Origin of the sequence: Microcoleus sp. A003_D6 (genome assembly GCF_036702825.1) — a bacterium.
In the GTDB taxonomy this organism is placed as follows: domain Bacteria; phylum Cyanobacteriota; class Cyanobacteriia; order Cyanobacteriales; family Microcoleaceae; genus Microcoleus.
Map to the genome: position 1 here is coordinate 1 of NZ_JAUBWA010000082.1, position 14,181 is coordinate 14,181.

A 14,181-nucleotide genomic window follows, 5' to 3' on the forward strand; every position below is an offset into this window, starting at 1 on the left:
TTTTGTTGGACGCTGTTCCCGTTGAACCAGGAAGCCAGCGCTGTACCACTTAAGTGGTCAGCGTCTGGTAGTTCACTCAAGCAACTAAAGCCGGAGTTTCACGGGAGATAATTTGGTCAAAATTGTCGAAAATTTCAAAGAGTTGGTCGAGTTGAGTAATTTCAAAAATTAACTTGACTGTGGCTGATAGGTTGCAGATGACGAGGCGGCATCCCCGGTGGCGGGCGGCGTTGAGTCCGCCGACTAAGGCGCAGATCCCGGAACTGTCGATGAAATCTACGGCGGCCATGTCTATTACCCAGAGTTTGTGGCGATCGGGCAAAATCTCGGCTAGCTGTTGCTGGAGGAGGCTGCCGGCTTGGGAGTCGAGGCAGTTGTGAGGTTGAAGGACGATGGGTTGGTTGAAGTTGGGAAATTCCATAGCAGTTATCCTACGATCGTAAAGTATGAATAAGTGAGTTGGGTTGCTGACTCGGTTGAGAGACTCAGGGGATTTTAAGGTATGTTTGAGGATGCACGATCGGGCGAGGGAATAGGTGGCGATCGCCGTTGTGATAAATTTAGTAGGAAAACTGGCTTGCGATCGCGCCGAACGCAACCGCAACAATTCTCGATTAATCTAGTATGCCTGAAAGGCTAATTTTTAGTTAAGCCAGCGATCGCCAATGTAGTGTGTTTTTCATCACACCGAAAGATTGCACTATTGGCTGAATCGAGCCAATATATAAAAGTATTGAGCTTTGCAAAAGTTTACGAAGGCAGCATCCAATGTCTTTTGAGTTTTTATCGCTAGAGACTATTCAGAAATTTGCTCACGATTACGGCTATTGGGCAATATTTCTGGGAATTTTACTGGAAAATCTGGGAATTCCTCTCCCAGGTGAGACTATTACGATTGCTGGGGGGTTTTTAGCCGGTAGCGGGGAACTGAATTACTGGTTTGTGCTCGGAAGTGCGATCGCCGGTGCTACATTGGGGGGAAATTTCGGTTATGCGATCGGCAGATACGGCGGCTGGCCGCTGCTGCTAAAGCTGGGAAAAATCTTCCGCTTTCGAGAAGAACAACTGTTTGACTTGAAAGAAAAGTTTAGCGAAAATGCAGCTAAAGCCGTATTTTTGGGCCGTTTCATCGCACTCCTGCGAATTTTTGCCAGCCCCCTAGCGGGTATTGCAGAAATGCCTTTCTGGAAATTTTCCCTGTTCAACATTCTGGGTGCGGCCAGTTGGGCATCTGTAATGGTAAGTTTATCCTACTTCTTGGGACAAGTTGTGTCTTTAGAGAAGTTGGTAGCTTGGGCGGCTCAATTTGCTGTAGTTGCCTTACTTTTAGCAGTTGCTTGGATTGCAATTCCTATTTGGTTGGAGTCGCGGAATTTGGACAAGAACTAAGTAGGGATCGAAGGCGTTCCCCAAAAACTCAATATTCTTGTGGAATGGGCATCTTGCCCGTTCTTCAGAATAGTGAAATATATGAAAATCACATTTTTCACCAATGTCAGCAACGGGCTAGAAGCCCGTTCCACAAACAATAAACCTCTTGCAAAAATAACTAGGACGGGCAAGATGCCCATCCCACAAGAGTTATTTTTTCTTGTGGGATGGGCATCTTGCCCGTCCAATAAATTTATGAAAAGGACTTTTGCAAGAGGTCTAATAAACTTTCTTCTGAGTTGGACTTCGACACCATACATTTATAAGTAGGTCGAAATCATGGGATACACTACAAAATTTGACGGAACATTTCATTTAAACAAACGGTTATTAGACAGCGAAACTCTTTACTTATTAGAGTTTTCTCGAACTCGACGGATGAAGCGAAATCCGGCGGTTTTGCAAAGTATTCCCGATCCGGCGAGAACGGCGGTGGGTTTGCCGTTAGGCGAAGAAGGCTGCTATTTTGTCAATGAAAAATGGGATGAAGATTCGGAAGTTTCTGTTGTTAATTACAACCGCCCGCCGAAGACTCAGCCCGGATTGTGGTGTAAGTGGATTCCTACTGCTGACGGCGGGGGGATTAAATGGAATGGCATGGAAAAGTTTTATGATTATGTCGAATGGTTGCAGTATATTATCAACAATTTTATCGAACCTTGGGGTTATGTATTGAGAGGCGAGGTGAATTGGCAAGGGGAAAGAGAAGAGGATGTGGGTATGATTTGGGTTGAGAATAATGTGATTATTTCGCCCGAGGGTGCAGAGGAATTGTTGAGGTATGCGGTGTCGCCGGTATCTGTACCAAAGTTTGTTTGGGATTGTTTGCAAGCGGTGGAAGCGGCGGGTAAGCCTGTGACAGATTGGTATGGGATAATCGATCGCGCTGTGGAGTTGGGACACGGGGAAGCGGCGCTGTGGATTAAGCCTAATATGGATAAGTATTTAGATGGTTGGGATCGGGGTTTTGAGTTTGAGGGAAAGGTAATTAAAATGACAGAAAGTGAGCTTTAAGCGGTTGTTTTGATTGCGGATAATCCGGTTATAATGTGAGTACGATCGCAAAAGAATGTATGACGGCATCAACAGAAATTCGCGAAGAAGTAATTGAGGGAAAAGTTAAAATTTATTACTCTCCTGAAGAGTATTTAATGCTGGAAGAGGGGGCAGAATTTAGAAGTGAATATCACGATGGCAAGATAATTCCTATGACAGGCGGAACACCAAATCACAATCAAATAGCTGGCAATTTTTATGGGACATTAAATTTTGCTACGAAAGGACAACCGTACCGAGTATTTATCAACGATTTGCGTTTGTGGATACCTTCCAAGCGGGTTTATACTTATCCCGATGTGGGAGCATCCCACTTTGGCAATCAGTATAAATACTCAGACAATTGTCTGACTAAGTTGATGGCATAATAGAAAGCAGATAAATTACCATAATCCAAGGAAAGCATGACCCCAGAAGAACAGCAGAAAATCCAAATAAATCTCCAAGAAATAGCAGAGATCCTTTATAAAAATACCTCAGTAGACAATCTACAAAGCTTTGAATCCGTAGAACTGAGTGTGAGGGAACATTTAATTGAGACAGTAAGCTGTTCTGCATTTAAATTGTATGTTAAAAAACAATCAAACTCTTGTGGGGTTGGCGTCCCGCCCGCCCTGAATATACAATTTAAATGCGCGACAGCTTAGCACCAGAAATTAGCGGTTTTTTTTAACTCAGCGGGGGGAAAAGGTTCTGGGAGAAAAAGAACCATAAAAAGTTGTGCGCGTAGAAATCACTCTTTCGAGTAAGCAAGCCCAAAGGTTGGGAGTGAAGAAAGGAAGTCGCCTGAGTCCTAATCTGGAGAAATGTTGTTTATTATTAGTGGTCCATGAGTCCTTTGCCAATGCTGAGAGAGACTTAAAAATGTGGCGTTGCTGAATACAGGTATGAATGGAAGATTTCCCAATTGCTATAAGTCAAGTATGGTGAGTTTTGTAACATCAAGTGAAAAGTTGCTTCATACCGTGAATCAGCAACGCCGTAATTTAATGCAGAGTGAGAAGGTGTAGCCCGATCGCACTTATGGTAAATTTAATACATCCAGGCTTTCCATCAAAGCCAGATCAATCAAGGCTTGTAGTTGATCGCTCAAAACGCCATGCCCGATTCCGAATTTTCCGACGCTCTCAAATGGACGCCTGATGCCAAGGCAAAGCTGAAAAATATTCCCTATTTTGTCCGGGGACAAGCTCGCATCCGCATCGAGAACTTGGCCCGCGAAGCCGAAACCGAAGTTGTCACAGTTGACTTAGTGGAGCAAGCTCGCATCGAGTTTGGGCAATAAGGGATCGAAAGGTACGCTAAAGCTTTAGACTATTAATTGCGTTGTAAGGACAAGGACTTAAAGAAATAGTGCGGAAAATAGTTATAGCTGGCAACTGGAAAATGTACAAAACTAGGGCAGAATCCCTAGAGTTTCTTCAAGGATTCATGTCCTGCCTGACGGAAACCCCAGAGGAACGGGAAGTCGTGCTTTGCGTTCCCTTCACTTCCTTGGCTGTCCTCTCGAAAAATTTGCACGGCAGCCGGATCAGACTCGGTGCTCAGAACGTTCACTGGCAAGAGTCGGGAGCTTTTACTGGGGAAATTTCCGGGCCAATGCTGAGTGAACTTGGTGTCCGCTATGTCATTATCGGCCACAGCGAGCGGCGTCAATATTTTGGGGAAACTGACGAAACCGTGAATTTGCGGCTGACAACTGCTCAGAAATACGGTTTAATTCCGATTCTGTGCGTTGGGGAAACCAAGCAGCAGCGAGATGCTCTTGAAACTGAAGCTCACATTTTCTCTCAGTTGGAAAAAGATTTGGTTGGTGTTGACCAGCAGAAGTTAGTAATTGCTTACGAGCCGATTTGGGCGATCGGCACTGGCGATACTTGCGAAACCAAGGAAGCTAACCGAGTTATTGGTTTGATTCGCAGTAAATTGACTAATCCTGACGTGCCAATTCAGTACGGCGGTTCTGTAAAACCGGAGAATATTGATGAAGTCATGGCTCAGCCGGAGATTGACGGGGTTTTGGTTGGTGGTGCTAGTTTGGAAGCTGCCAGTTTCGATCGCATTGTTAATTATCAGTAAGTTGTGATAATACTTTCTCCCTGAAGTTCTGATGTCAAGAACCGATAATCTGTACCAGTTGCCCGAAAATCTACCATTACCAGTGGATGATGGGGCAACGAATCATCTTTTGGGTTTGCAACTTCCTTCAATTCCCCTGATGTCAACGGCGGGAATTGTTGTTGACTTGGGAAGCATTTCTGACAAGACTATTGTGTACTGCTATCCACGCACTGGGAAACCTGATGCAGACCTCCCGAAAGGTTGGAATGAAATTCCCGGAGCCAGAGGCTGTACGCCCCAGTCTTGTGCATTTCGAGACCATTACCAAGAGCTACAAGCACTTGGTGCAGGGTGTTTTGGCTTGAGTACGCAAACTACCGAATATCAACAAGAAGCCGTCAGGCGGCTTCACCTTCCATTTAATTTGTTGAGCGATGTAGAATTAGCTTTCACTAAATGTTTGCAGTTGCCGACTTTTGAGGTTGAGTCGATGACTTTGATTAAAAGGCTAACATTGATTGTTAAAAACGGGCGAATAGAAAAAGTGTTTTATCCTGTATTTCCACCTCAACATAATGCTAAAGAAGTAATTGACTGGCTTTCACATCACCCCCAGACAAATGACAGATAAAAGCGGAAAAATTACAATTAGAAATAAAGTTTTAGAGTGGGGAAAACGCACTTATTTAATGGGCGTTTTGAATGTTACCCCTGACAGTTTCAGCGATGGCGGAGATTATTATACCATAGAATCTGCTTTGGCGCAAGCGGAAAATATGGTAAAATCGGGGGTAGATATTATTGATATTGGCGGTCAATCTACTCGGCCCGGTGCAGCGGAAATATCTTTAGAAGAAGAGATCGATCGCGTCATACCTCTCATACAAATACTGCGACGAAAAGCGGATATTTTTGGTTCAGTTCCTATTTCTGTCGATACTACCAGAGCGCAGGTTGCTAAGGCTGCTGTGGCTGCGGGAGCTGATATAATTAACGATATTTCTGGAGCAACTTTTGACTCCGAAATGCTGTCAACCGTTGCTAAGTTAAAAGTGCCAATAATTTTGATGCACATTCGGGGGACTCCCCAGACGATGCAACAACTTACCGATTATAGCGATTTAATTGGGGAAATTGGGGAATTTTTCGAGAGTCGAATTGCGGCAGCAGTTGCTGCGGGGATTGACAAATCTCAAATAATTCTTGACCCTGGTATTGGCTTTGCCAAGACTTACAGTCAAAACTTGGAAATTCTGCGAGAGTTGCCCAAATTCCGGGGTTTGGACTGTCCGATTTTAGTCGGAGTATCGCGAAAAAGCTTCATCGGACACATTTTAAATCAGCCATTCGCGAAACAAAGAATTTGGGGGACAGCGGCGGCTTGTACAGGTGCGATCGCAAATTCGGCAGATATCTTGCGAGTTCACGATGTCAGAGAAATGCACGATGTTTGTCTGGTTGCCGACGCTATCTTCAGGAATCAGTCTTGAGAAGTGTTAGTCTCGATAACTTTCATTTCCCCGCCCTGAGAATTAGGTGTCACATCAGGCATAGAATCCATCAAATTGTTGAGAGCTTCTGACATATTCTTCGGGTCCATAAACAGAATTTTAGCGTTGTCGCTTTCGCCGAGTTTTTGTTGAGCGTCTAAGTATTTTTCGGTTACTAAGTAATTCAAAACTTGCTTGCTGTTCGGATGGGAGTCTAAAGCTTCAACTAAGAGCCTCATGTACTCCTTAGTGCCGATCGCCTTATTGACCATTGCTTGCCACTCGCTCTTAGTAGCCCGCTCCAATTCCATAGCTTCTTGCACCCTTTTCGGAGGTGTAATACTTTGAATTTCTACGCGAATTACTTTGACGCCCCAAGTTTCTGTAGCTTCGTCCAACTTCTTGAGTAACTTTTTATTCATGTCATCTCGGGAACCCAAGATGTCTTGCATTGGCAATCGACCAATTTCAGCGCGAAACGTAGTTAAAACTAAGTTGGCGATCGCATTTTCAATTTGATCGATTCCATAATAAGCTTTCTGTAAATTCACAACCCGCCAATACACAACGGCATCGACTTCTAGAGCTACATTATCTCCCGTGATTGCTGACTGAGGTTTAATATCTAAAACTCTTTCACGGCTTGTGTCCACGCAGACGACTTTTTCGACCAGGGGACTGATAAAGTGGAATCCGGGCTTTAGAGTGCGCTTGTATTGACCCAAACGTTCGACTAAAGCTTCGTCGCCACCGCTGACTATTTTGACGCTGGAGTTAACAGCGTAGCCGAGCATGAGCGCAAAGAGCATGGTAAGAATAGACTGCCCCATTTCTATTTTCCTGCTAAGGTTGACTGAGAATCGATCGGAATTCTACTCTAATTTAACTCAAACTCGGCCCCGCAGTGCTAAAATATCTCGACTGTTAATAACTAACTATTTCATCGGGTGGGCCCCATCGGCTCCGACTCTTACGGCCCTAGTGAAACCCAGCATATCAACAACACGTTTCCACAAAAGACATGAAAAACGATCGAGAGTTTCGCTTGTTCAAACCATTGAGGTGGATCGCCCCAAGCATTTTGGTGGGTGCAGGAATGTGGAATGCCGCAGCGGCCCAACCGGCCGGGGCTGAGCCAATAGCCCTGCAACCCTCGCAAAACTGGCAGTCGCAGAACTTGCAGCCACCGCGCCGAGGGCCGGCAGTTCGGGAAGTTATGTCCTACGAGATGAAGGGAGACGAACTCAGGATTTGCAAGCAGCAAGGCAATTCCGAGAAAAAATGCGAAGTTGTAGGTAAAGGCTACACGCTGGGCTTGAGAACTGCCAACGACCTTTACGGTCAAGGAAATACGGTCAATGCCGAAGCTTTGTACCGGCAACTGATCGCTCGCTATCCCAAACAAGCGGATGCTTATTACAAGTTGGGAACTATGCTGTCGGGGCAAGGTAAAATGAGCGATGCGATCGCCCTATTCCAAAAAGCCATTGAAGTCAACCCGCAGCACGCCAAAGCTCACAACGATTTAGGCGTGGCGATGGCAAGTCAGGGGCAGTTGCCCGAGGCAATTGTTCAGTGGAGACAAGCCGTTAAAATTAACGATCGATATCCCGATGCTTTAAACAATTTAGGAGTCGGTTTGTACCAGCAAGGAGACAAGGAAAACCAAGCCGAGGCCGTAGCCAGCCTCACAAAAGCTAAGGAGTTATTTATCAAGCAAGGCAGAACTCAAGCGGCTAACAGAGTTGATAAAATATTGGAGGAAATTAATTCGCAGTCGAGCGGTTCTTAAGCTGCATTGGTTATTGGTTATGGGTTACTGGTTATTAGTTAGTAGTTATTGGTTATTAGAACAAACAAATAACTACTAACTACTGACGACTGACTACTGACGACTGACGACTGACTACTGACTACTGACTACTGACTTCCTAAAGCATTTCCTTCAGAACTTGTAAAATCAAATCTCCATCCACCCGATCGCTCACAGCGGCCTCACCCAAGCGCACCGGCAGCACAAACCGCACCTTGCCATCCTGCACCTTCTTATCGAGTTGCAAAGTATGCAAAATTTCCTCAACATCTAAACCAGCGGGCAACTTGGCAGGTAAACCCGCTTTTTCAATCAAAGCAGACTGTCGGCGATCGCACTCTCGATCCCACATTCCCAACTCCACAGCCAATCGGCTTGACGCAGCCATGCCGATTGCCACTCCTTCCCCGTGATTCACCACCTTGTAATTGGTCAAACTTTCCACAGCATGACCGATCGTGTGTCCGTAATTCAAAATCGCCCGCAAACCCGATTCCTTCTCGTCTTTGCTTACCACCTCAGCCTTAGCTTGGCAAGACCTGCTCAAAATTTCTGCCAACAAATCCGCCTTCACGTAGCGCATTTGATCCAAACGCTTGCACTTCTCCAACTTATCGAACAGTTCAGCATCCCAAATCACCCCGTACTTGATGACTTCCGCCATCGCCGAACGAAACTCCCTCGCCGGCAGAGTTTTGAGCACATCCGGGTCAATCAACACCAAGCGCGGCTGGTGAAAAGCCCCGATTAAATTCTTCCCCAAAGGATGATTTACCCCCGTTTTGCCGCCAATAGCAGCATCAACCATCGCCAGCAGCGAAGTCGGAACCTGCACGACATTAATTCCCCGCAGCCAAGTCGCCGCAGCAAAACCCGTCATATCGCCAACCACCCCGCCGCCCAAAGCCACCATTGTCGAGGAACGTTCTAAACGGTTTGCCAAAGCCTCACCGTAAATTTTCTGCACCGAATTTAAAGTTTTGTACTGTTCTCCCGGTGGTAAAATGCAGCTACTGACTTCCAGACCGGCCGATTCGAGGGCTGCTGTTGCTCTTTCGCCGTAGTGCCGAAAAATCGACTGATTCGACACCAGCAGCACTTTTTTGCCCAAACTCAGATCGCCCATCAGACTGCCGAGTTCGTCTAAACCGCCCGATCGCACGCAAACATTGTAAGATTGTGGCCCCAAGTCAACTTTAATTATGGATTGCATATTTATCTAATTTAGATATTAGATTTTCGATTATAGTTCTTATAGGTCTTTTTATTGATTGTTTTGGAGAAATTGCAATGACTCTTAGCGGAGCAATAACTTATTTTGGGATTTTCGGCGGCATGGTCGGCTTGGCGGCAGTGCTGATGTTTGGTCTGCGGGCTGTCAAACTCATCTAATTTGCTAATTTAGATGTCACAACCAGAGTATTTAATCTCTGGCAAAAGTAAGATTTGGGCGAAGTATTTGCGCTAAAAATCTCTAGGTTTATCTGTAGATTGACGGCGCAAATGCTTCGAGCAATATAACTTTAGGTTAGAATTGATTAATTTGATATTTGCTCGAAAGTAATTTGGTTAAAGCTTCAATCTAAAATCTAAAATCGCTATATTCCCCAATTATTTAGAAAATGAGGATGATTAATTATGCGAAAATATATTATTTTTAAGGCTCAATCGATGTCAGCAGAAGGCTGGGAAAATAGAATGTTAGCTCACACTGGGGCAACAACTGATATTCTCTGCGAGTATTACGATTCCTCTGACGAACCCCTACCTCAACCAGGGAATCGTCCCTACGAGTTTTACCGCATTGAAGAGTTCGACGATCCGCAATTCCCCGACAGCGATACTCACTACCGAGTCGGAGATTGGGAAGTTGTAAGGGTTGAACAATACCCAACTGCGGAACCAGGAAGCAACTACGATCTGATTGCTGTTTGTTATTGTCAGTACGCACCTAAACCTAGTCCGCTGATGCCCGTCCCAAGTGCTCGCATTTCTATCGAGTCGTTTGGAAAAGATGAGGCAGCTTATCAGCAATATGTTGAGAGTAGCGCTAAATCTGAGGTTTGTTCGCCTTGACGATGAGAAGTTGCGATCGCTGATGATTCTTTACTAAAATTTATAACTCTCTGAAGTCATATAATTTCAGGTTGTATTGGAATAATATATTTAGATGATGGCAGTACGAGCGTCCACAGCGAACTAACCAAATCGCTCTTGGGGACGTTCCCACTACATAATTCCAAGGCCACCGGATTTGATATCAGTTATACAAATCTATTGAGCTTGATGCGATCGCCCTCAATGTCCCCACGCTCTCGATCGAAATCGCCCAATAGTATCTATAAACACTTTTTTGATATTTCCAGTCGTGTACTGTATACAACCATCGTCCGCAATCTAGCATTTCACCTTCGCCAAATCTCACAGGTCAGAGTTATTTCAGACTACTTGGTCAAGCTCCCTTGGCAAAGCAGTAGTTTACAGATTGTATCTTTCATGCCCGTTTTTGAAACTTGTTTGGGTCTATATAGTTTACTATTCAGCTTAACGAGAAATCACCCAATCTCGTATTGACAAACCAGCATAGGTTAGTTGGTAAACCCTCGTGAGGCACAGTTTCAACTAGGTTAAGCTGTTCTGCATTTAAATTGTCTGTCAAAAAACAATCAAACTCTTGTGGGGTGGGCGTCCCGCCCGCCCCGAATATGCAATTTAAATGCGCGACAGCTTAAAGCATTTAGATATCTTCTTCACTCTCATTCATCAAGTTTCATAACACCCATTTCTTTTCATGCAGGAGCAACCATGCAAATTGACACCGCAAGAAAAACCGTTGGAGCAAACAGAACTACCCCATCTTCTGCCACCGATATTCAACAAGCTTTGGCGCAAGCAGCCGCAGGGGTATCTCTACGTTCTGTCACCAAAAAGTACGGTTCTGTGACAGCCGTTGAAAACATCACCCTCGATATTCCCGCAGGCAAATACTGCTGTCTTCTCGGCCCCAGCGGTTGCGGTAAAACCACCGTTCTGAGAATGATTGCCGGACACGAAGACATCAGCAGCGGAGATGTTCTGATCGGCGACAAGCGCGTCAACGATTTGCCAGCAGCCAAACGCAACACCTCCATGATGTTCCAAAGCTACGCCCTGTTTCCTCACAAAACCATTTGGGAAAACATTGAATTTGGTCTGAAAATGCAGAACGTGCCGGATGCAGAACGTCGTGTCCGGGTAGGAGAGATCCTGGAAATGATCGGTCTGACCCACACCGCCGATCGCAAACCGACCCAACTCAGCGGCGGACAGCAACAGCGGATTGCCCTAGCACGAGCGCTCGTCACCCGCCCCCAAGTGCTAATGCTGGATGAACCCCTCAGCGCACTTGATGAAAACCTGCGGGTGCGGATGCGAACCGAACTCCGCAAAATTCAAAAGCAATTCGGCTTGACCTTTATTCAGGTGACACACCACGTTGAAGAAGCCTTTTCCCTGTCTGACATGGTGGTCGTGATGACCCACGGGCGGCTGGATCAAGTTGCCACTCCAGATCAATTGTACGATCGTCCCGGCTCTCAGTTTGTTGCCAAATTCATGGGCGACAACAATATATTCAGCGGCAAAGTCAAAAATGCCGTCAGTGACGGTGAGTTGGATGTAGTGCAGTTAGAAGTAGAGGGTTTCGGCGTCCTTTACTGCCGAGGCTACTCCAGCCCTGTCGGTACAGAAGCTGCTTGTTCGGTTCGTCCTGACTTGCTCCTTGTGGAGGCTTACAACCCCGATGTTCCAGTCACATCAACGCTGGCAGGAAACCAGATTGTCGCCCGAATCACCGCCGTAGAAATGACCGGATACGTGACGCGAGTTTCGTTAATGGCGGAAGCAACCGGACAAGAACTGCTCTATAAAGTTCGCACGAATGACTGGAACCGCAATTCCCTCAGCGAAGGGCAGTTAGTTGTCCTCAGTTGGTCAAAAGATGATTGCGTTTTTCTGCCATATTAGAAACGCATTCTTGAGATTGATTCTCACAGGGGATAATCCTTTTCGCTGCTTCGTTTCGCAGACTTTTTTGTACATTTATTGTATTTGTGAGCCTTAATAGCAATGTCAAAGATCGGTCGCCGTCAAGTAATCAGAACCGGACTAGCTGCTGGAGCAATGGTTGCCGCAGCAAGTTGCAGTCCCAAGAAAGAAGCCACGACCGGGACTGCACCGGGGGTGATTACCAATTCATTTAAAGATGTCACCCTGCGGTTGATTGGTACTGGAGCCGCTCAAAGTAAAGAAATTAAAGCTCAAGCCGAAAAGGATTTGGGCTTCAAAATCCAACTGCGAGCGCTCGGCACAGAAGAAAACAATCAAATTGCGATTACTCAGCCCAAGCAATACGACATTTTTGATGGGGAATATTTCAGTTTGCCATTGGTGTTTCCCTCCGGGAATCTGCAAGCACTTGAGGTGAAGAAAATCAAAAATTGGGACAAAATTGTTTCCTATTTCACCACTGGTAAGTTTGCCGAAGGTGCGAAGGTGAACAATTCCCAGGGTACAGCTCCCTTTAAGGTGATGTATGTCAAAGATAAGGACTCGAAAGAGTTTTCACCCACGCCTACGGATTGGGCAACGTTGATTCCGTTTCAATACAATGCTGATAGTTTGGGCTACCGACCTGACCTGACTGGCAAGAAAATTGAATCCTGGGCGGAACTGCTCGATCCGAAATACAAAGGCAAAACAGCACTGCTGGATATTCCGTCGATCGGGATTATGGATGCGGCAATGGTATTAGAAGCAGCAGACATCATGAAGTTCGGCGACAAGGGCAACATGACCAAAGAAGAACTCGATAAAGTCACGGCCAAGCTGATCGAACTGAAGAAGGACGGGCAGTTCCGGGCATTTTGGAAAAACTTTGACGAGTCCGTCAACCTGATGTCATCTGGGGAAGTGGCGCTGCAATCGATGTGGTCGCCTGCGGTGACTGCTGTGAAAGCGCGGGGAATTAACTGTGTCTATGCCCCACTCAAGGAAGGATACCGCGGCTGGGGCGGTGGCATTGGACTCTCTAAAAACCTACAGGGTATGGCTCTGGATGCCGCCTACGAGTATCTCAACTGGATGCTGGATGGGTGGATGGGCGGATTTTTGGCTCGTCAAGGCTACTACAGTGCCGCACCAGAAACTGCCCGCAAGTTTATGAAGCCGGAGGAGTGGGATTTTTGGTACGAAGGCAAGCCCGCAGCAACAGACATCATCGATCCTTTTGGTAAAAAGATTGAATCGAAGGGCGCAGTGCGAGATGGTGGTTCCTTTCAGGAACGCTTTGCCAATATTGTTTGCTGGAACTCAGTGATGCAAGAGCAAACCTACTTGGTTCAGAAGTGGAACGAGTTTGTGGCATCGTGACCGCTGGATCGGGATTCGGGGAGAGGGAGAGGGGAGAGGGGGAGAGGGGGAGAGGGGGAGAGGGGGAGAAAAGAGCTTCGCTTTCCGATCGAGGGGGTACGTAACCCGGATTTAGTATCACCTAGAACCTAAAACCCGATCGTTCGCAGTTCGCTTGGCGCGACTATTCCGTTGAAAGTTTTTTCATAGTGTGAGGAGTGGAATATGTTGATGTTATTAAAAACCGTCTTGGGACGCGGTTCGATTGTCCTTGGATTGCTGCTGCTTTTTGCTCAAGCGGCGAGGGCGACTGAATCTTTGCCTGAATCGCCATCGCGCGATCGCCCCCTATCTGCCGAGTCGCCGATCGTCCCAGAACAAAGCCTGCTGTCTCAAAACAGCGAAGCCCAAACCGCTGAGTTTTCTGCACCCGCGCCATCAACCGATAACGATATGGCTGCTGCCCCAAAGGTGGCGAAGGCGACTGAATCGCTGCCTGAAGCGTCATTATTGCGCGATCGTCCCCTTTCGGTAGCAGACAACGGCCCCCTGTCTGCCGAGTCGCCGATCGTCCCAGAACAAAGCCTGCTGCCTCAAAACAGCGAGGCCCAAACCGCTGAGGTTTCTGCACCCGCGCCATCAGCGGGTAACGATACGGCTGCTGCCCCAAAGGTGGCGAAGGCGACTGAATCGCTGCCTGAAGCGTCATTATTGCGCGATCGTCCCCTTTCGGTAGCAGACAACAACCCCCTATCTGCCGAGTCGCCGATCGTCCCAGAACAAAGCCTGCTGCCTCAAAACAGCGAAGCCCAAACCGCTGAGGTTTCTGCACCCGCGCCATCAGCAGATAACGATACGGCTGCTTCCCCAAAGGTGGCGAAGGCGACTGAATCGCTGCCTGAAGCGTCATTATTGCGCGATCGTCCCCTTTCGGTAGCAGAC

15 protein-coding genes and 2 pseudogenes are annotated in these 14,181 nt (G+C 46.7%); 14 read left to right on the plus strand and 3 right to left on the minus strand.

Going from position 1 to position 14,181, the window contains the following annotated elements; genetic code table 11:
* Positions 1 to 76 precede the first annotated feature (76 nt).
* Positions 77 to 607, minus strand: coding sequence for an STAS domain-containing protein (locus QUB70_RS21195; protein ID WP_332983248.1), 531 nt, complete (start codon positions 605 to 607; stop codon positions 77 to 79).
* Between the two features lie 161 nt (positions 608 to 768).
* On the opposite strand from QUB70_RS21195, the gene QUB70_RS21200 reads away from it, so the two are divergent.
* The 8 genes and pseudogenes from QUB70_RS21200 (at position 769) to folP (ending at position 6,038) form a co-directional block, all read left to right on the plus strand.
* Positions 769 to 1,389, plus strand: a complete 621-nt coding sequence (locus QUB70_RS21200) for a DedA family protein (protein WP_332983250.1) — start codon at positions 769 to 771, stop codon at positions 1,387 to 1,389.
* Between the two features lie 321 nt (positions 1,390 to 1,710).
* Positions 1,711 to 2,445, plus strand: a complete 735-nt coding sequence (locus QUB70_RS21205) for a hypothetical protein (RefSeq protein ID WP_332983251.1) — start codon at positions 1,711 to 1,713, stop codon at positions 2,443 to 2,445.
* A gap of 59 nt (positions 2,446 to 2,504) precedes the next feature.
* Positions 2,505 to 2,789: pseudogene (locus QUB70_RS21210) on the plus strand (Uma2 family endonuclease); the annotation flags it as partial.
* Between the two features lie 381 nt (positions 2,790 to 3,170).
* A pseudogene (locus tag QUB70_RS21215) lies at positions 3,171 to 3,354 on the plus strand (ISKra4 family transposase); the annotation flags it as partial.
* 232 nt (positions 3,355 to 3,586) lie between these two features.
* Entirely contained in the window at positions 3,587 to 3,772 is a 186-nt protein-coding gene (locus QUB70_RS21220) for a PCP reductase family protein (RefSeq protein ID WP_332983252.1), read from the plus strand.
* Between the two features lie 68 nt (positions 3,773 to 3,840).
* Positions 3,841 to 4,566, plus strand: a complete 726-nt coding sequence (tpiA, locus tag QUB70_RS21225; protein ID WP_332983254.1) for a triose-phosphate isomerase — start codon at positions 3,841 to 3,843, stop codon at positions 4,564 to 4,566.
* 31 nt (positions 4,567 to 4,597) lie between these two features.
* Entirely contained in the window at positions 4,598 to 5,179 is a 582-nt protein-coding gene (locus QUB70_RS21230; protein WP_332983255.1) for a peroxiredoxin, read from the plus strand.
* Complete coding sequence (folP, locus tag QUB70_RS21235; RefSeq protein ID WP_332983256.1) at positions 5,169 to 6,038, plus strand: dihydropteroate synthase; 870 nt, start codon at positions 5,169 to 5,171, stop codon at positions 6,036 to 6,038. Before QUB70_RS21230 ends, folP begins: the two co-directional genes overlap by 11 nt.
* Here folP and QUB70_RS21240 read toward each other — a convergent pair.
* Positions 6,029 to 6,868, minus strand: a complete 840-nt coding sequence (locus QUB70_RS21240; protein WP_332983258.1) for an SPFH domain-containing protein — start codon at positions 6,866 to 6,868, stop codon at positions 6,029 to 6,031. The genes folP and QUB70_RS21240 overlap by 10 nt on opposite strands.
* 191 nt (positions 6,869 to 7,059) lie before the next feature.
* On the opposite strand from QUB70_RS21240, the gene QUB70_RS21245 reads away from it, so the two are divergent.
* The gene (locus tag QUB70_RS21245) at positions 7,060 to 7,830 is read left to right on the plus strand and encodes a tetratricopeptide repeat protein (protein WP_332983259.1); all 771 of its coding nucleotides are present in this window, start codon (positions 7,060 to 7,062) and stop codon (positions 7,828 to 7,830) included.
* Between the two features lie 139 nt (positions 7,831 to 7,969).
* Here the strand turns inward: QUB70_RS21245 and aroB are convergent, their stop codons facing one another.
* On the minus strand, positions 7,970 to 9,064 hold the full coding sequence (gene aroB / locus QUB70_RS21250) for a 3-dehydroquinate synthase (RefSeq protein ID WP_332983260.1): 1,095 nt from the start codon (positions 9,062 to 9,064) through the stop codon (positions 7,970 to 7,972).
* Positions 9,065 to 9,141: 77 nt separating this feature from the next.
* Here aroB and petL point away from each other — a divergent pair, with 77 nt between their 5' ends.
* From petL to QUB70_RS21275, 5 genes are all read left to right on the plus strand, one after another.
* The gene (gene petL / locus QUB70_RS21255) at positions 9,142 to 9,243 is read left to right on the plus strand and encodes a cytochrome b6-f complex subunit PetL (RefSeq protein ID WP_332983261.1); all 102 of its coding nucleotides are present in this window, start codon (positions 9,142 to 9,144) and stop codon (positions 9,241 to 9,243) included.
* 246 nt (positions 9,244 to 9,489) lie between these two features.
* A complete protein-coding gene (locus QUB70_RS21260) occupies positions 9,490 to 9,927 on the plus strand; it encodes a hypothetical protein (RefSeq protein ID WP_332983262.1) in 438 nt (145 codons plus the stop codon).
* 729 nt (positions 9,928 to 10,656) lie between these two features.
* Positions 10,657 to 11,856 (plus strand): ABC transporter ATP-binding protein, encoded by a 1,200-nt coding sequence (locus QUB70_RS21265; protein ID WP_332983263.1) that lies wholly within the window; start codon positions 10,657 to 10,659, stop codon positions 11,854 to 11,856.
* Between the two features lie 102 nt (positions 11,857 to 11,958).
* Positions 11,959 to 13,260, plus strand: coding sequence for an ABC transporter substrate-binding protein (locus QUB70_RS21270; protein ID WP_332983265.1), 1,302 nt, complete (start codon positions 11,959 to 11,961; stop codon positions 13,258 to 13,260).
* Between the two features lie 210 nt (positions 13,261 to 13,470).
* The coding region (locus QUB70_RS21275) for a hypothetical protein (protein WP_332983266.1) at positions 13,471 to 14,181 on the plus strand (711 nt) is incomplete at its 3' end.